Origin of the sequence: Haladaptatus sp. DYSN1 (assembly GCF_029489995.1) — an archaeon.
GTDB lineage: Archaea > Halobacteriota > Halobacteria > Halobacteriales > Halococcaceae > QDMS2.
In genome coordinates this window covers 2,735,014-2,752,686 of record NZ_CP120470.1, presented here as the reverse complement: position 1 = coordinate 2,752,686, position 17,673 = coordinate 2,735,014, and the positions used below count along the sequence as shown (strand labels likewise).

At 62.9% G+C, this 17,673-nt stretch carries 16 protein-coding genes; 10 read left to right on the top strand and 6 right to left on the bottom strand.

Annotated elements, in window-relative coordinates; genetic code table 11:
- The first annotated feature begins 58 nt into the window (after positions 1-58).
- Complete coding sequence (gene eis, locus P0648_RS14995; RefSeq protein WP_276246454.1) at positions 59-1,255, top strand: enhanced intracellular survival protein Eis; 1,197 nt, start codon at positions 59-61, stop codon at positions 1,253-1,255.
- Here eis and P0648_RS14990 read toward each other — a convergent pair.
- On the bottom strand, positions 1,252-2,073 hold the full coding sequence (locus P0648_RS14990) for a S9 family peptidase (protein ID WP_277504539.1): 822 nt from the start codon (positions 2,071-2,073) through the stop codon (positions 1,252-1,254). The genes eis and P0648_RS14990 overlap by 4 nt on opposite strands.
- A gap of 187 nt (positions 2,074-2,260) precedes the next feature.
- Between P0648_RS14990 and P0648_RS14985 the strand changes: the two genes are divergently transcribed.
- Entirely contained in the window at positions 2,261-3,109 is an 849-nt protein-coding gene (locus tag P0648_RS14985) for a thioredoxin domain-containing protein (RefSeq protein ID WP_277504538.1), read from the top strand.
- Between the two features lie 443 nt (positions 3,110-3,552).
- Positions 3,553-4,518: a MoxR family ATPase gene (locus P0648_RS14980; protein WP_277504537.1), complete on the top strand. Its 966-nt coding sequence runs from the start codon at positions 3,553-3,555 to the stop codon at positions 4,516-4,518.
- On the opposite strand, the gene P0648_RS14975 is transcribed toward P0648_RS14980, so the two are convergent.
- From P0648_RS14975 to P0648_RS14960, 4 genes are read right to left on the bottom strand one after another with little or no spacing between them, the layout of a single operon-like run.
- Positions 4,499-5,185 (bottom strand): hypothetical protein, encoded by a 687-nt coding sequence (locus P0648_RS14975; RefSeq protein ID WP_277504536.1) that lies wholly within the window; start codon positions 5,183-5,185, stop codon positions 4,499-4,501. The genes P0648_RS14980 and P0648_RS14975 overlap by 20 nt on opposite strands.
- The gene (locus P0648_RS14970) at positions 5,182-6,435 is read right to left on the bottom strand and encodes a DUF58 domain-containing protein (RefSeq protein ID WP_276246459.1); all 1,254 of its coding nucleotides are present in this window, start codon (positions 6,433-6,435) and stop codon (positions 5,182-5,184) included. The genes P0648_RS14975 and P0648_RS14970 overlap by 4 nt, the downstream gene beginning before the upstream one ends.
- Entirely contained in the window at positions 6,425-7,027 is a 603-nt protein-coding gene (locus tag P0648_RS14965; protein WP_277504535.1) for a hypothetical protein, read from the bottom strand. Before P0648_RS14965 ends, P0648_RS14970 begins: the two co-directional genes overlap by 11 nt.
- Positions 7,024-7,788, bottom strand: a complete 765-nt coding sequence (locus tag P0648_RS14960) for a DUF4129 domain-containing protein (protein WP_276246461.1) — start codon at positions 7,786-7,788, stop codon at positions 7,024-7,026. Before P0648_RS14960 ends, P0648_RS14965 begins: the two co-directional genes overlap by 4 nt.
- Positions 7,789-8,142: 354 nt before the next feature.
- On the opposite strand from P0648_RS14960, the gene P0648_RS14955 reads away from it, so the two are divergent.
- The 6 genes from P0648_RS14955 (at position 8,143) to P0648_RS14930 (ending at position 15,885) form a co-directional block, all read left to right on the top strand.
- Positions 8,143-9,711, top strand: a complete 1,569-nt coding sequence (locus tag P0648_RS14955; RefSeq protein ID WP_276246462.1) for a hypothetical protein — start codon at positions 8,143-8,145, stop codon at positions 9,709-9,711.
- A 69-nt stretch (positions 9,712-9,780) separates the two neighbouring features.
- Positions 9,781-10,695, top strand: a complete 915-nt coding sequence (locus P0648_RS14950) for a hypothetical protein (RefSeq protein WP_276246463.1) — start codon at positions 9,781-9,783, stop codon at positions 10,693-10,695.
- 162 nt (positions 10,696-10,857) lie between these two features.
- Positions 10,858-13,197, top strand: a complete 2,340-nt coding sequence (locus P0648_RS14945; protein WP_277504533.1) for a polysaccharide biosynthesis C-terminal domain-containing protein — start codon at positions 10,858-10,860, stop codon at positions 13,195-13,197.
- Complete coding sequence (locus P0648_RS14940; protein ID WP_277504532.1) at positions 13,197-14,261, top strand: DUF1616 domain-containing protein; 1,065 nt, start codon at positions 13,197-13,199, stop codon at positions 14,259-14,261. Before P0648_RS14945 ends, P0648_RS14940 begins: the two co-directional genes overlap by 1 nt.
- Positions 14,261-14,836 (top strand): metal-dependent hydrolase, encoded by a 576-nt coding sequence (locus tag P0648_RS14935; protein WP_277504530.1) that lies wholly within the window; start codon positions 14,261-14,263, stop codon positions 14,834-14,836. Before P0648_RS14940 ends, P0648_RS14935 begins: the two co-directional genes overlap by 1 nt.
- Positions 14,837-14,886: 50 nt before the next feature.
- Positions 14,887-15,885: a glycosyltransferase gene (locus tag P0648_RS14930; RefSeq protein ID WP_277504529.1), complete on the top strand. Its 999-nt coding sequence runs from the start codon at positions 14,887-14,889 to the stop codon at positions 15,883-15,885.
- A gap of 6 nt (positions 15,886-15,891) precedes the next feature.
- Here the strand turns inward: P0648_RS14930 and P0648_RS14925 are convergent, their stop codons facing one another.
- On the bottom strand, positions 15,892-16,533 hold the full coding sequence (locus tag P0648_RS14925) for an HAD family hydrolase (protein WP_277504526.1): 642 nt from the start codon (positions 16,531-16,533) through the stop codon (positions 15,892-15,894).
- 81 nt (positions 16,534-16,614) lie between these two features.
- Here P0648_RS14925 and P0648_RS14920 point away from each other — a divergent pair, with 81 nt between their 5' ends.
- Positions 16,615-17,664, top strand: a complete 1,050-nt coding sequence (locus tag P0648_RS14920) for a hypothetical protein (protein ID WP_277504525.1) — start codon at positions 16,615-16,617, stop codon at positions 17,662-17,664.
- Positions 17,665-17,673 lie beyond the last annotated feature (9 nt).

Sequence of the window (17,673 nt, the reverse complement as noted above, 5' to 3'; positions counted from 1 at the left end):
AGGGCCTGAATCGCACGGTTTCCACGTGCTTTTTCGTGTGAACCAGCTAACTCTTCGTATGGACTACCGCCCGATACCCGACTCAGACGAACGGGCCTTCTTCGACATCGGTCAGTATGCCTTCCGTCCTGAGGAACACCCAACAGACGAGGCCTTCGAGGAGCGAAAGCCCTACGACCGCGAGAACCGCGGCCTCTACGACGGCGACGATTTACTCGCGATAAGCGGCTGGCACGACTTCACGCTCTCGCTGCGCGGCGAGTGGGTGCGCGTCGGCGGCGTGTCGAGCGTGGCGACCCCGCCAGAACACCGGCGCAAGGGCTACGTCCAGCGGATGCTCGCCGCGATGCTCGAGGAGTTCCGCGAAGCTGGCATCGACTACTCTGCGCTCTGGCCCTTCGAGTACGAGTTCTACCGCAAGTACGGCTGGGGGACGTGCAACAAGCGCACCCAGTGGACGTTCGAGACGGAGGCGCTCGAAGGCGTGATTCCCGCGCCGAAGGGCGAGTTCCGCCGCCTCTCGAAAGACGACATTTCGGCGCTTCGGGACCTCCACGAGCAGTTTTCGACGGGGTGGAACCTCGCCATGCGCCGAACCGAGAACTGGTGGACCCATCGCATCTTCGAATCGTCGTGGACAGACCCGTACGTGTACGGCTGGGAACTGGACGGTGAACTGCGGGCCGCAGTCGTCTACAGCGTCAAATCAGCGACCACCGGAATGGCGGAGGAGCGCACACTCCGCTCGTGGGACATGGCATATACCGACGACGAAGCATACCAGCAGCTCTTGCGATTTTTCTATCACCATCTCTCGCAGATGGACAAGATTCACCTGTTCGCGGCGGCGGATACGTCGCTGTTCGACCGGGTTCGTGACCCGCGCGCGCTCGACTGCGAAGTCGTGACCGGCCCGATGTTCCGCCTGACGGACGTGCAATCCGGTCTCTCACGGCTTCTCTATCCCGAAGACGCCGTCGGAAGCGTTGTCCTCGATGTGACCGACTCGCTCGTGTCCTGGAACGAGGGAACCTTCGAATTCTCCGTCGGGGAGGGGCGGGCGACGTGCGAACCGACGGACGCGGAGGCGGACGCAGCGGTCGATATCGCTACTCTCTCACAACTTGCTGTGGGCTATCTCACTCCCGAGGAAGCGCGTCGCTACGGCGGCCTTTCGACCGATTCAGAAACGGTGATGGACCTGCTCACGGCGGCGTTCCCGCGCTACCGAACGTACCTGCGCGAGTTCTTCTAGGCCGCGCAGGATTCTTCGACGAACGACACGAGCAGGTCGGTGAGTGTGTCTGCGTGAGGCGACTCGAAGATGCGTTGGGCGTGAGCGTCGCTTTCGAGCATCACGAGGCGCTTCGGGTCGGACGCGTTCTCGTGGAGTTGTTTCGCCGTGTCCACGAATCGTTGGTCGTCGTCTTTGCCCACGACGAACAGTTTTCGTCCCTGCAACTGGGGGGCGACGTCTACGCCACCGGCGGCGGAGATGCCCATCACACCCGCGACAGCGCCGTCTTCTGCCTGCGCGTTCGCATGGACGACCGCTTCGCCGCCGGAACTCCCGCCGACGAGAACGACGTTCGAGACGCCCGCTTTGGATTTGAGATAGGAGACTGCGCCGAGGACGGCCCCTGCCGGGTCGTCTCTCTCGTCTATCGGGAGTGCGGTGTAGCCCGCGGCGGCGAGCAACTGCGCCTGTGGTTTCCAGCTCTCGCGGTCGAGATTTATCTGTGGGACCATGACGACGCCGCAGTCGCCACTCCCGAACAGGGTACCTTCGATTTCAGCGTCTGCGGTTGAGGTGAACGTCACGTCAGCCCCCTCGAAGGAGGCGGGTTCTGGCGTGGCCGTGGTCTTCTCGGTATCTGCGTCGGTTTCCGCTTCGGTTTCGGCGGCCGTCGTCTGCGCCGCCGTCTGCGTCGTGGTGGTCCCATCGTCCGCCTCTGACTCGGACGTGGTCGCATCATCGGCACCTCCCTGCGAGGAACACCCCGCAAGTGGAACGGCGAGCGCAGACCCGGACAGCACCAACAGTCGTCGTCGCGACAGATTCTTCCCGGTCATTATCGTCCTTCCGTCCTTCAATTCCGTTATTATCTGGGGCCTAAAACCGACGTTTCACGTTAGTTCATCTTTTCAGACTGTCCCAATTCGCTATCCTGGGCTCGGTTGTGCGCACCGTCCTCCCAGTCGAGGGGGTCTCGTGCTTAGCTGACGGATAATAATGGGGATACAGCCGTCAGTACCTGGTATGACACAGAAGAAATCCCGACGACGAATCCTCCAGTTGACCGGCGGCGCGGCCCTGTTCGGTCTCGCGGGCTGTTCTAGTATCGCAGACATGGGCGACGACCAGTACCAGGCTGACAACACGCCCGCGGACAACCAGTCCCAGCAGACTCAAACGCAGACGACCACGCAGGAGTCCATCGACCAGTCGCCGGACGATGGCGAAAACAACGGCGAAAGTCAGGCGGTCACCCGCAAGAGCGAGGAAATCGTCCAGCCGGCCGGGGCGGTTCTCGACGCACCAGTCGAAGACACCGACTCCACGTACGCGGTCATGGGTTCGGCAGACGCGAGCGCGAAGATGACCCTCTACGGCAACTGGAAGTGCCCGTACACCCAGGAGTTCGCCGTCGGTGGTTTCCTCGACGAGATCGTCCGTGAGTACGTCGAACCGGGCGACCTGCAAATCGAGTACCGGTCGCTCTCCTATCTCGGTGGCGAACCGTTCCTCGGCCCGGACGCCCCACTCTCCGCACAGGCTGGCCTCGCCGCCTGGAACGAGGACCCGGAGAACTACTGGACGTACTTCGCGTACGTGTTCAAGAACCAGCCACAGGAGCGCTTCGACTGGGGGACCGTCCCACAGATGAAGCTGTTCGCAGAGGAAGCTGGCATCTCGAACGTCGAGGCGTTCACCACCGCGCTCGAAAACGACGAGTACCTCTCGGCCGTCGAGGCGACCACCGAGGCCGCAGCAGAAGTCAACGTCGCCACGGTTCCACGCATCGTCTTCGAGGACGGTACGACGGTTCGCCCGACGGTCGACCCGGACGAGACGCGGTCGGAAATCGAAGCGCAAATCGACGCATAAAAAATCCGATAGTTGGCAGCAATACTTATGCCTGTGGCTAATTAACTATCAATCGCGGTTTGAAATAAACCCGCCATCCAACGTTCGCAATTCGTGCGGTCTCGCGCCGACACCTTTGCCCGGGGTGTCGCCGCACATCTCTCTCGCACGCGCGACGTTGACGCGGGGGTCGGTGGCCGTCACGCCCGTGACTGGACCGCCGACCATCGACCGAACGCGACGTATCTGCCCGGTACGTCGTCTTCGTGTCCGCGTGGCTGTTACTGTTCTGTCACGTGGGCGGGCCGGAACGCTCCGCCGGACGAACTTTGCCCGGGTTCGTCTGGCAGCACCCACGTTCGGCCTGCCCACCACCACGCTTTCGACGCCCGAGAGCGAGTGCCACGTCTCCTGACCGATTTAGCCTGCTGATAATTAAAGGGGTAGAGACGCAGGCTCAGTACATGCGAGTTGCCGAGGCATACGAGTTGAGCGGCCGCGTGACCGATACCATCGGAAATGCGGTCATTACCGAGCAAGAATTTCTTGACACCGTTCTCACTGGACTGCTGGCCCGCGGGCACGTCCTGTTAGAGGACGTACCCGGGACGGGCAAGACCCTCACCGCCCGGAGTCTGGGGAAAGCCCTCGGACTGTCGTTCTCGCGTATCCAGTTCACCCCCGACCTGCTGCCGGCCGACGTGACGGGCACCCACGTCTTCAACGAGAAGACCCGCGACTTCGAGTTCAAGAAGGGACCCATCTTCGCGAACGTCGTGCTCGCCGACGAAATCAATCGTGCGTCCCCGAAGACGCAGGCCGCCCTCCTCGAAGCCATGGAGGAAAAGCAGGTGACGGTTGACGGTCAGACCCACAAGCTTCCCGACCCATTCTTCGTCATCGCGACGCAGAACCCGGCGGAGCGAAACGAGGGAACGTTCCCCCTGCCGGAAGCCCAGAAAGACCGCTTCATCATCAAGACGAGCATGGGTTATCCCAGCCGCGACGGCGAGCGAGAACTGCTTGCCCGCCGTGAGTCTCGCGACGCCCGCAGTCCGAGCGTCAACACCGTCTGTGACCCACAGGAAGTCCTCGACCTCCAGCGCGTCTCAGAGCAGGTGCGCGTCGAGAAGGACGTCCAGGATTACATCGTCGACCTCGTGCGAGCGACCCGCGAGGACGAGCGGGTGACCGTCGGTGCGTCTCCGCGTGCGACCCAGCGTCTGTTCGAGGCGGTCCGCGCCCGCGCCGTCCTCGAAGGCGAGGAGTACGTGACGCCCGACCACGTCAAACGCGTCGCCCACCCCGTCCTCGACCACCGCATCGTGCTCACTGCTGATGCGCGGGTAAACGGCGTCGAAAAGTACGACGTCATCGAGACGGTGTTGTCGTCGGTGGACGTGCCGACGATTACCTATGCAACGCGATAGTCAGGACGAGCACTGCGGCGAGTAAGCCGAGCAACGCGGCGAGCGGGACACCGGGCGTCCCGAACCCTTCGACTGCTTTTGTGGCGAGATACGCGACGACCCCCATCGCGACCGTCCCGGCGAGGTGGGTCACTTCGACCTGTGCGGTCTTCGCACCCCGGCCGAGTTGCGTCCCGAGCGTGATACTGTGGTCTGCGGCGTCCCACGCGACGACGACGGCGATGGTGGCGAGCAGGAAGGTCTGCAGGTCGCCCATCTGGACGACGCCAGCCATGATGACACCGGCGAGCAGGACGAAGCTCCCGGCTTTCACGAGCCAGCGCGACCCCTTGCGGACCGGAACGACGCCGAGACCCAGCAACCACGCGCCGAGCAGCGTCGGCCCGACGACGACTATGTAGCGTGGACTCGGTGCGGCGGCGAACCCACGGGCGACGCCGACGAAGGCGACGACGGCTCCGACGAGGACGATGGTCCGGCCCGTCCAGCGGTAGCTCCGGGTGCGGACCTCGTCACCGAGGCCGCCCACGACGTGGCCGACGAGGATGAACGCGAGCGCCATCGTGATGGCGTCGAGCGCGGAGAGGATGAAGAACGCGGGGAGGAGCGCGGCGAGCACGGCCGCCAGACTCGCGATACGAGTCGGCTTGCGGATTGGGCCGCTCATTGTCGCCACCTCCCGATGTCCTCGAGGGCGGCCTCGAGTGCGCGGTCTGGGTCCCAGTCGATGACCGGGATGTCACCGGCGCGCAACTGGCGAATCCGCTGGTCGCGCTCGACGTGGGCGACCTTGCTCCCGAGCGTCTCGCCGCCGGTGACGCGCGGACTGAGCACCGTCACGCGGTGGCCGTGGGCGTCGAGACGTTTTACCTCCTCTACGATGTCGTCGTCCACGAGGGGCGAGATGACGACCAGTTGGGTCGTCGCGGCGAGTTGCGTTCGCAGTTCGGTGAACTGCGCAGAGTCGTAGTCTTCGCGCGCTGGCGGCCGCGGCGCGAGCGTGGCAGAGGTCGCGAGCAGGGTCTTTCCGCGGGTACGCTGTTCGCGGCCAGCACCCGGTTCGAGGAAGGTAAACTCCCGACCCACGGCGGCGAGACCGACCTGGTCGCGGGAGGCGAGCAGCGACTCGAACAGCTGCTCTGCGGCGTAGCGGGCGAAGGCGACTGCATGCGGGTCGTCTTCGTTGGCCCGCCGATAGGACTGCTCGCGGGCGTCTACGAGGACGACGACGCGCGCCGCACGTTCCTGGCGGAACTCGATAGTGGAGAGTTCCCCCGTCCGGGCGTGTCGGTTCCAGTCGATCTGGTGGATGGAGTCGCCGGGGCGGTACTCGCGGGTCTGATGGAACTCGACGCCACTGCCGCCGTCTGCGGTGAGGATGCGCCCCGAGAGTTGACTCGTCTGCTGGCGAAGCGGCATCTCTGTCACGTCAGCGTCACAGCGAAGTTCCGTCTCGGTGGCGACCGTCGTCTCCACCTCGCGCGCCCCGGCGATGTCGTTCAGGACGACCGTCGCGGGCGTGAACGGGTGGGCACCGCGTTTCGCGGTAATCGTGTACGTGAACGTGGTCTCTCGCCCCGGTAGAAGCGTCGCGCTGTGTCGGGGCGTTCCCTCGCTCACGGTGAGCGTTTCCGGAACACCATCGACGATTCGCACGTCGGGAAGAATCGACGACCCCGTATTCCTGAGGGTGGTCGTCACCTCGACCGGTTCGTCGTGGTCGGGCGAGTCGGTGTTCAACCGGCGTTCCAGTTCGAGCGTGCCCGCTGGCGTCCCGGTCACCCGGGGGTAGACGAGGTAGACGACGCCCACGACAGAGACGAGCAGGAGCAGCGGACGGTTCGCGAGGAGGCCACCCATCGCCGCGAGGAGCGGAATGGCGGCAACGCCACGCCAGCGTTTGGTCTCACGCAGCACGGCCACCACCTCCAGTGCGCCGGACGATTTCGGCTGCCGTGTGGCGCGCCCCGCGCTGGGACAGCGTCTCGAACCTGACCAGCGTCGAGAGTCGCCGCAGGATTCCTGGCGAGGGAGCCTGACTCCCGAGGAAGTGGGCCGCGTACGGGTCGTCGGTCCACGTCCCTCGGTCGATTCGGTCCTCGGCTTCGGCTTTCGTACACCCCATCTCGGACTGAACGAGTCGAGTCGTCGTCGCTTTCAACTGCTCGTAGGCCGCCGTCCGCTCCTCACGATGGGTCAGCGCCCACAGCCCGGAGTTCGTGAATAGGTCGTCGTAGTGGTCGCCCGCGAGCGGGACGTTCGTCACTTCCTCTGCCTCGGGTGGCGTGGTGTGGTCGCGCGCGCCGTTTCGAGCCGAGACGGTCACGGCCAGCGTGAGGAGGACCGCGACGAGTGCCACCACCACGAGGACCAGATAATCGTTTCCGAGGAGGGCAACGAGCGTCCCGACTGGGATGGCGCTCGCAATGCTCGGGTTCGTCGTCGCGAGGTAGCCACCGACGAATGCGACGACGCCGAGAACGCCGAAGAAGAAGCGTCTGAACGTCATTTGCTGGCCACCCGATTCGCTCTGAGTTGTTCCTGGACTCGCGACGCGAGGTCGCGGTCTACGTCGGTTAGCTGTGCGCCTCCGTACCGAATCCGTTTGAACGTCTGTGTCAACTCCATGAGTGCGTCGTCGTCGAGTTCGACCTGTCCGCGCACCGCCGCAGCGACCTCGTCAGGCGTCATGGCTTTTCTGCGCTCGTACGGGATGACGCTCGCCACTTCGTGCCACGCTTCGTACACCTCGTTATCCGGCCGGGCGACGACGGTCGCCGTGGTTTCGGTCGTCGAATCGCGGTCTGCGGTCTCCAGCCACGCGGCGATGGTCTTTCGTTTCTTCACGACCACCGCGAGCACCGCGCCGATGAGGATGAACGGCAGGATGCTCATGAGCAGGGCGAGCAGTTTGTCGAGGAGACTCTCTTCGAGGATTTTCGGTCTGGACCCGGAGTTTTGTGCCTCGACGGTTTCGTCGCTCGGCTTGTTCTGCTGGTCGTCACCGTTGCCGGGTTGGGGTTGGGCCTCCGCAGTCTTCTTTTCACTCTCCTCTGCGGGCGTCGCCGTCGAGTCGGGGTCCGCTGTCTGGACGTTGTCGCCCTTGAACTCCTCTGCCTCCTGTGGATTGATGGGGAGTTTGTCGTAGTCGATGTCGATGACGTCCTCGGGTTTCGTCTCGATGGTGTCGTCGAGGGTCGTCGAGGCGAATCCGACAGAGAGGATACAGAGCACCGCAACCACCGCAGAAAGGATTCTGTCCGTATCCATCACTATCTGGCCTCGTGAGGTGTGCCTCGCCGCGCGGACGGTCTCATTATCGCAGGCCACGAATACTACGCCCATTATTATGAAGTCGATAATCGGTCAACTCGCCGAAACCGTGCGACGACTCAACAATGTGGTGTGTTCACAACTCACTCGAAACGAACTGCCCCTGGTAGGATGATACTGACACCATAACAACTTTGTGGTACCAATGAATCGGTGAGGGTGGCCAGTAATTCACGCGAGAATTACTGTCATCGAACCACGAATGTCCGGTTTAACGGTAATTACGGGCCGGTATCTGCTCCACTCATACAGCATCTAGCAGTCCGGAAAGCAATCATCTACGGGTTATCAATGACCACGCGCGACACGAACCACACAGCCGACACGACTCACGAATCGAACGACTCCCACACGAAACTTGGCCGACGAACCTTCCTTGGTGCGGTCGGGGCAACCGCAGCCGGCGCTTCGCTTCTTGCAACGGGAACCGCACGCGCTCACGACCACTGGGACGACGACTACGACCGTGTCATCGACATGGTCGAAGATGCGGGAGCCGACAACACAGGTAACGAATCGATTACCCCGAAACTCGAACAGTACGCGGCGAACGACACCTTACTCAAATTCCCACCAGGTCGGTACTTCATGGACTCGCAGTTCCGGTTTACCGACTTCCGGCACTTCGGGATGATGGGCGACGACGCGACGCTCGTCCCGGCGAACTACCACAACTTCGACGGGCCACAGTATCGCCTGTTCCGCCTCGGCGTCGATTACGACCCCGGCGTCGACCTCCGAATCCAGGGGTTCGACGTCGACCTGCGGGCGGACGATACCGGCATCCGCGTCATCGAAGCACAGGTCAAAGATGGGCTGTTCGTCGACGACATCACCGTCGTCGGCCAGCACGACTCGGGGACGTACGGCCCCGGCCTGTTCAACGTCCTCGACCCGGACGGCAAGGGTATGGTAAAGCGGTTCCGCGCCAACTACGGTGGGGCGTTCTCCGCGAACACGCCAGGCGACATCTGGCGCGGCCCATCCGGTCTCATGACCACCCGCCAGCACAAAGGCCAAATCGAGTACAAAGACTGCGAACTGGATGACTGGCCAGATAACGGCCTTTACGCCCTGACGAACGGGCGAGTCATCGTCAACGGCGGGCGCTACGCCAACAGCGAGGCGGCGAGCATCCGTCTCGGCGGGACGAACAATCTCGTCACGGGGGCGCGAATCGTCGTGAACAAACAGCGTCCAGAGAACCAGAACCAGCGTGGCATCCGCCTCGACGAAGGACCGGGGAACGCCGTCGTCAACACCGACATCATCCTCGACCGGCCGAACGGCCACGCTATCACCGTGATGAACGACTGTGAGGACGCGTACCTGCGAAACCTCGACATCAGAATCGGCAACGAAATCAACCACGGCATCGTCGTCCAGTCGAAAGCCGGGCCGACGAAAATTCTCCGTTCCGACATCAACATCAACCGCGGTGGCAACGCGATTCAAATCAACGGTGACAACGCCGGCAAAGTCCACTGTGAGTATCTCGACATCACGGGGGAGGCAGACGGCGATTCGTGGCGACACGCGATTCGCTGCAACCGCAACGACTGCGAGTTCCGCGTCGTCAACGTGAACCAGCAGGGGACGAACAAGCGCCGTGCGATAGTGATAAACGGCAACGACAACCTCGTCTACCGCGGGAAACAGACCGCGACGCACATCCCAATCGTCGTAAACGGCGAGGGAACGTGGATCGAGCGCATCGACTCCCAGTCTTCCGAGGACCAGCGCGCAGCGAAGCTGAACGACCAGAGTTCGAACGTGACCCTGAAACACAGTCACATCAAGCGAGGCATCTGGGACAAGGGCTGTGACGGACTGCGAATGTACGGCAACGACACCAGCTAACACGGCCCTTCCGGTTTCACCTCGTTTATGCGGCGAATAAGAAAGGTGGTCGCTAGAACAGTCCCCACTATGCAGAAGTCCGCACTGACGAACCGCATCCGACGCGGCCTGAACGAGCCCCATCTGGTCGTCCGTGAGTTGAACAAGTACTACTACCGCTCGCGAAAGCGCAAGGGCAAGAACGTCGGCGTCGAGATGTTCGAGGAGGACTGGGACAACCTCATCATTCTGGACGCGTGTCGCTACGACACCTTCGCCCAGCGCCATACCCTCCCCGGCACGCTGGAGCAGAAGAAGTCGAAGGTCAGTTCCACCATCGAGTGGCTCGACACCTATCTCGACGGCGCAGACCTGCGTGACACGGTGTACGTCACCGCGAACCCACAGCTCTATCGCAAGCGCGACCGCGTGGACGTCCAGTTCCACGCCGTCGAACACATCTGGCAAGACGACGGCTGGGACGACGAGTTCCGCACCGTCCGCCCCGAAACCGTCGCAGACCGGATGAAACAGGCCGCAGAGAAGTACCCCAACAAGAAGATTGTCGGCCACTTCATCCAGCCCCACTACCCGTTCATCGGCGAGACGGGACAGGAGCACATGGACTTGGACAGCCTCGACTTCTGGAATCGCGTGCTGAACGGCGAGGTCACGCTCGACGACGAAATCCTCTGGCAGGCCTACGAGGAGAACTTCGACATCTGTATGCCAATCGTCGAAGACCTGCTCGAAACGCTCCAGGGCAAGACCGTCGTCACGGCAGACCACGCCGAGATGATCGGCGAGCGCTCCTCGCCCATCCCGATGAAGGAGTACGGCCACCCCACCGAACTCCACACGCCCGAACTCACCACGATTCCGTGGCACACCTACCAGAACGGGGAGCGAAAAGAGGTTACCGTCGGCGACAGTGATGAAGAGAGCGCCCGCGAAGAGACGGCAGATGTTGTCGAACAGCGGCTACAAGACCTCGGCTACGCGTAACCCCCTATTACTTTAGGGAGGCCCCTAAGGGGCAACCGCCCAACCTTAACCCCCGTATAATAAACACCCCGTGAATACAAGCGAGAAGCGAATGACCCCTGGCGTCCGCCGAACCAGTGTGCGGGCCCACCTCGAAGACCCCACCGTAACGAAGGTGATATCGTGCAACGCAGCATCCTGAGCGGCTTTCTCTCGGTTTTCGGCTCCAAGGTCTTCATCCTGATATTGGGCCTTGTTACCACGCCTATCCTCTACCGGCTGATGGGACCCGCCGAGTACGGTGAGTACGCGTTCGTGCTCTCGATTTTCATGATGTTCATGATCTTCGTGAGCTCGGGCGTGGCTGACGGGGTCCGCAAGTACATCCCCGAGGAACGCCCTATCCAAAACTGGAGTGGCCACGTCATCGGCTTCTACTTCCGAATGGGGCTCATCCTCGCGCTCGGTGGCGGCGGCCTCCTCGTCCTGTTCGCCGAGAGCGGCCTCGTCGGCCGCTTCTTTGGTGACGACCTCGTTCCGTACTTCTACGTCCTCGCGCTCCTCGTGTTCGTCGCGCAGTTCCGGACGTTCGTTCGCCGGACGCTCATGGGATTCGGCCTCGAGAAGTACTCAGAACCGCTCAAAATCCTCTACGAAGTCTCGTTCGTCGCCATCGCGATTCCGGCTGTCTACTACGGCTATGGTGTGATGGGCGCACTCGGTGGGCAGGTGCTCGCGAGTGCGATAGTGATGTTCATCGGGTTCATCGTCGTCCATCGGAAGAGTTCGTTGGTGTACGCCGTTCGGCGCGCGCCGGAGGGCTTCCCGTGGCGGGAACTGGTCGCGTTCAACTCGCTGTCTATCGTGCTCATCTTCTGTCTGATGTCTCTCTACCACATCGACATTCTCCTGCTCGGTGCACTGACAACCAGTACAGACGTGGGCCACTACAAGGCGGCGCTCAAGCTCGCCGAGTTCCTGTGGTTCGTCCCAACCTCGATACAGATGGTGTTCGTACACTCGACCTCGAAACTGTGGTCGCAAGGCCGGACTGGACAGATTTCCGAACTCGCGGCTCGCGCGACGCGTTACACACTGCTCCTGACCGCCGTCATGGCGCTCGGGCTGTACTCCATCGCGCACATCGCGGTTCCGGTGTACTTCGGTTCCGAGGCGACACCAGCGGTCGAACCGCTGTTGCTCCTCCTGCCCGGGGCACTCGGCTTCGCGGTTGCCCGCCCCATCCTCGCCATCGGCCAGGGGAAAGGCGACCTGAAACTCCCGATTCTCGCCACGGCGTCGGCGGCGGGTATCAACCTCGTCCTGAACCTCATCCTCATCCCCCGGTTCGGCATGCACGGAGCGGCCATCGCGACGAGCACCGGGTACGCGTCGATGTTCTTGTTCCACATCTGGTCGGCCCGAAAAATCGGGTTCAATCCACTCTCTGACGCCCGCCTCGGCCGGGTCGCACTCACGACGATTCTCGCTGGCATACCAATCCTCGCGTTGCCGGGGTACATCCCACAGAACCTCGTCCCGTTCGTCTCCGGCGACATCGTGACGCTCATCGTCGTCCCGCCGGTGGGCCTCGCCATCTTCCTCACGTTCGCGTTCGTCACCGGCGCACTCGGCATCGGCGAGGTACTCGACATTCTCTCGTCTGCGCTTCCCGGGGGCCTTGCCACCCCGGTCGTGAGCCTGCAAGAACGCTATGCGAACCGCGGTCGGTTGTTCGCTGACGACTCCATCCAGTACGTCCTCGTGTTCCTCGGGATGGTGCTGTTCATCTCCGGTATCGCCTTCGCAGTCATGGGACCGGACCTCAGCCCGACCGATGGCCCAGAGGTGAGCGTTCCCGGACTGAACCAGACCAACGAGAGTACGGTGGCAACCTCCCAGACCCCGACGACTGGCGGCGATACGACCGCCGGCCAGCAGACCGGAACGTCCGACCAGGCGACCACGACGGCAGGTGATGGAACCACGACCGACGGCGGTGGCGGAACGACAGCGACGACCACGGACACCACCACGACGGACGACGGCACCATCACCGACGAGCCGACGGAGGAACCAACCGAGGAACCGACGGACGAACCGACGGAGGAGCCAACGGACGAACCGACGGAGGAACCAACCGAGGAGCCAACGACGACGACCGAAGAACCGACGGCTACCACTACGACCGCGACGCCGACCGAGACGCAGACGCAGACGTCGACCACGACAGAGCTGCTGACCACGAGCACAACGACGACGACGACGGAATCGACCACCAGTACGACCGAATCCACCACGAGTACGACGGAATCGACGACCGAGTCGACGACGGAATCCACCACCGAAAGTGGCGGCTCGACCACCGAAAGTGGTGGCTCGACGACGACAGCCGCCGCGTTCTCCGTTCCTGTGGGTATCGGCCTCACCACGTTAGGATTGGGAGTGCGTCGCATGCGCCGCGAGGACGAGGCGGCTTACGGCCCCGATAATAAAGGTCGAGAGGAGTCTGGTGACAACTGATGAGTGAGACGAGAACGCCGTTTCCGTTCGACCTGTTGCTGGTCGTGGGGCTCACGCTCCTCGCCGACGCCGCCATCCTCGTCGTCGGTGTGACCGGCACGCTCCGCATCCTCGTGGGCCTGCCGCTCATTTTGGTGCTCCCCGGCTACGCCATGGTCGCGGCCCTCTATCCGGGTCGCGTCCCCGAGGAAGGATCACAGGAATTCGACAACCCCTCGAAGGGGCTCCGGAAACTGCCCGGAAACTACGGGATGAGCCCGATAGAACGCATCGGCCTTTCGGTCGTAGCGAGCGTCGCCCTCGTGCCGTTTGTCGTCTTCGTGCTCAACTTCGCGTGGACCATCGCCGCAACGCCGATTCTGCTCGGCGTGAGCGTACTGACGCTCCTCCTCGCGTTCATCGCGCTGGCCCATCGCCTCATGCTGCCCGCAGAACGGCAGTACCGTCCCTCCCTCGGAATGCGTGCCGACGCGCCGAGCCACACCGGCTCCCACGGCGACAGTCGGTCGAAACTCCCGACCATCCTGCTGGCGGTCAGCCTGATTCTGGTCGCCGCGAGTGCGGGCTACGCCGCGACGGTTCCCCCGCAATCTGAAGAGTTCTCCGCGCTCTACTACGCGTCCGTGCCGACGGGACAATCAGAGGAAGCACCCGGACCGTTCGCCGCCGGCCAGGCGGCGGAGGTGCCAATCGGCATCAACAACGAGGAGGGCGAAGAGGTGACCTACACCGTGGTCGGCGAACTCCAACGAGTCGAGCAGGCCGACAACGGTGAGTTGCAGGTCGTAGAGGAGGAGGAACTCGTCCGCCAAGAGATAACCGTGGGAGACGGCCAGAACGCCACGCAGAATCTCACGGTAGAACCGTCGCTGACCGGCGGCAACCTCCGCATGGCGTTCTACCTCTACAAGGGCGACGTGCCACAGAACCCGAGCGAGGATAACGCCTACCGCAGCATCCACCGCTGGGTGACCGTAAACGGCGGCGGCGCGGACCTCGAACCGCCCGCTTCGCTGGGGTCACAACAGCTATCAGCGCAGCCCAGTTACGCTCGCCCAAGCTAATGTGGCCGTGGGAACACCTCGCCTTCGCGTACCTCCTGTACTCGCTTTTCGCGCACACCGTCTACCGTCGCTCACCTGACGGTGCAGCGGCGTTCCTCGTCGTGCTCGGCTCACAGGCCCCTGACCTCGTGGACAAGCCCCTGAGCTGGACGTTCGGGCTGACGCCGACGGGCCACGGCTTCATGCACTCGATTCTCATCATGGGGCCGTTGCTCGCCGGAGCGCTGGTGCTCACGAGCGGGCGGACGCGCAGGCTGGTCGTCGCCTACACCATCGCACACCTCTCGCACCTCGTAGGTGACCTCATCTACGAGCCACTGCTGCTCAATGAACCATTAATTCTCGGTCGGGTGCTCTGGCCGGTGGTGTCGCTTCCAGCCTACGGCACCGACCAGGGCGGCCTCGTCGGTCGCGCAGCGGTGTACTTCGTCCGCTGGATCGGTCACATCGCCTCGCAGGGACTCACGCCGCTGGTCATCTTCGAGTTCGCGCTGGTGTTCGGCGTCATCGCCCTTTGGCTGTACGACGGGGCACCGGTGCTCTCTGACCTGATTCGCTACGCTCGCGCTGAATGACCTTAATGCCCCGATAATAACGGTGGCAGAGCGTCTGCCTTCGAACACTGATGCCCACCGTAAGCGTCGTCATTCCAACTTACAACCGCAGCGAAGAGGTCACACACGCCATCGACAGCGTCCTCGCGCAGACCTACGACGACTTCGAGTTGCTCGTCGTCGACGATGGCTCGACGGACGACACGGAGGAAGTCGTCACGAGTTACGACGACGACCGCGTGAAGTTCATCGAACACGAGGAAAACCAGGGTGCGCCTGCCGCCCGAAACACTGGTATCGAGCACGCAGAAGGCGAGTACGTCGCCTTCCTCGACTCCGACGACGAGTGGCTTCCTCTGAAACTCGAACGACAGGTGGACTACCTGCGCTCGAAAGGTGACGACTGGGTCGCCGTCTACTGCGACGTGGACATGAAGACGAAGGGCAAGAGCGGCCCGTTCCGCTCGATTGCCGCCTCGATTCTCTCGAAATCCGACCCCGACACGCCGAGCGAAGGCGGCGACGAACTCGTCGAAGAAGTGCTCGCAGACCGCTTGCACACGAGCGCCGGGTCGACGCTCATGGTTCGCACCGACGTCGCCAGCGAAATCGAGGGCTTCGACACGACCTTCCGCCGGTTCCAGGACCCCGAGTTCCTGATGCGCGTCCTTCGACAGGGGAAACTCGCCCACGTCGCAGAACCGCTCGTCGTTCGCCACGAATCCGGCGACCCGCCCGCTGACGTGGTACGCGAAGCAGACGAGAAGTACTTAGAGAAGTTCTCCGACGTGGTCGACGACCTCGAATCGAAGGGCCACGACGTGCGCGGCAGCCACAACCTCGTCCTCGCAAAACTCTACCTCGACGAGGGTAATCTCACGACCGGCATCCAATATCTCGTCCGGTCGAACGCCCGCCCTCGTCACTACCCTGGCGTCCTCTGGTCTGCTCAGAACGGCGTCCGCGAGAACGGACAGGGTAGGGCCGTCCTCGCCGCGGGTGTCGGCTTAGTCGCGTTCCTCGCCATCCTGTTCGTCGTCCTCGGAAGCAGTTCCGAAACCGAAAACTGACCGACGCTACCCGAACACGCCGACGAGGGCTGCGAGGCCGTCCAGTCCTCGTACTTCGACGGGCAATTCTGCACCGCTGTCCACGAAAATAGGCATGAATCCGGCCTCGACAGCGGGACGCATGTCGGCATCCTTGTCGTCGCCGACCATGACGTATGCCTCGGCCGGGAGCCGGTCTCGCGCCGTCTCGAACATCGCCGGGTCCGGTTTGTGGGCCCCCACGTCGTAGGAACAGACGACGGCATCCAGATACTCGTCGAGGCCGTGACGGGCGAGCTTTCGTTTCTGGACGTGAGTGACACCGTTGGTCAACACGCCGAGTCTGTGTGTCTCTGACAGTGCGTCGAGAATGTCCGTCGCGGCCCGTGCCGGCTTCGTCGCCTCGATTTCACAGTCCAGCCACGCCGCGGCGAGCGTCTCGGGCGATTCGTCCAGGTTTGCGTGTTCGGTCACCGCGGCCATCCCCGCCTCGTAGGGGTTCGGGTCGAAGTTCTCGAAGGCGTCGAAGAATGCCTGATTGCGAATTTCGTGCCATTCAGGTTCACAGCGCCCGACGGTGCGCTCGAATGCGTCGGTCACGATGCGCTGGTAATCGCCGTCGAACTGCAACAGCGTCCCATCCAAATCGAAGTACAGCGCTTTTTCCATACCGGCGAATCTCGGGGCAGGCGGGAAAACGTTGGGGACGACAGAAAACTTATACGAGCGTATTGTCGATTCGACAACCAGATGCCCGCTCCTCCCACGCGTCGCCGCCTTCTCTCTGCGTGTGTTGGCGCACTCTCCGCGACGCTCGGCGGGTGTGCCGGCGCACTTCAGGGGTCAGACTCGACGCCCGAGACGAGCACGCCGACGCCGGTTCCCGTCCCAACCGACGACCCCACGGAGACGCCGGAACCGACTACGGAGACGCCAGAGCCCACGAACGAATTCTACCGGTCCATCAAAATCAGGCTAAACGAGCTCTCCTACGAACAGCTCGGCACGATGGCGACGACCCGCCTCACGACGCTCGACCCCGAGACGACGGCTCTGTTTTCGCGCATCATCGACGACGGGCCCTTCACGGAAACCACCCTCCAGAGCCCACTCGTGCGAAAACGCGTGTTCGTCTCGCGGGACGAAACCGGCTACATGGTGACCGCGACTGAGAAAGCGCGGACGCAAGTGACCGGCTACTCGTTCGCGCTCGATTCGGTGACCACCTGTGGGCGCGACGACCAGTGGGACGACTGGCCGGGCAAAGACGAAGCGGTGGCATTCGACGACCTGCCCGAAGTGGACCAGCAACTGTTCACGCGTCTCGGCCGTGGACGATTGGAGGACAAATCTTGCTTGAGTTCCGGGTTCGTCCACGTTTTCGACTCGGACGCAAAAGCAGACCAGTCCCAGTTCACGGAGGCTGAACGAACCACCGTCGAGTACGACGGCGAGTACTACTGGGTCGACATTCGTGCAACGCGCCCCGTCGACGAAGTGACCTACCGCTACGTAGCGGAGGAGCTTCCCGCCTACTCGTCTGCTGCACTGGGACAGGCTGTCGAACCCTACGTGGTCTCCCACGTGGACTCCACCGCGCTTCCGGACCCAGAACGCGCAGTCTACGAGGACCTTCTTGTGAACAATCGCTACGAAGCGACGATTCCCATTCCGGACGCCGTCGGAGAGCTCCGTTCGCGTCTTACTGCCAAGGGCAGGTGGGGCACCCCGCCGTATGCCTTCTTCTCGCCGGACGAGGAGACGTTCTACAGCGTTCACGTGACCGAGACGGTCTCGTGATGGCTGTGG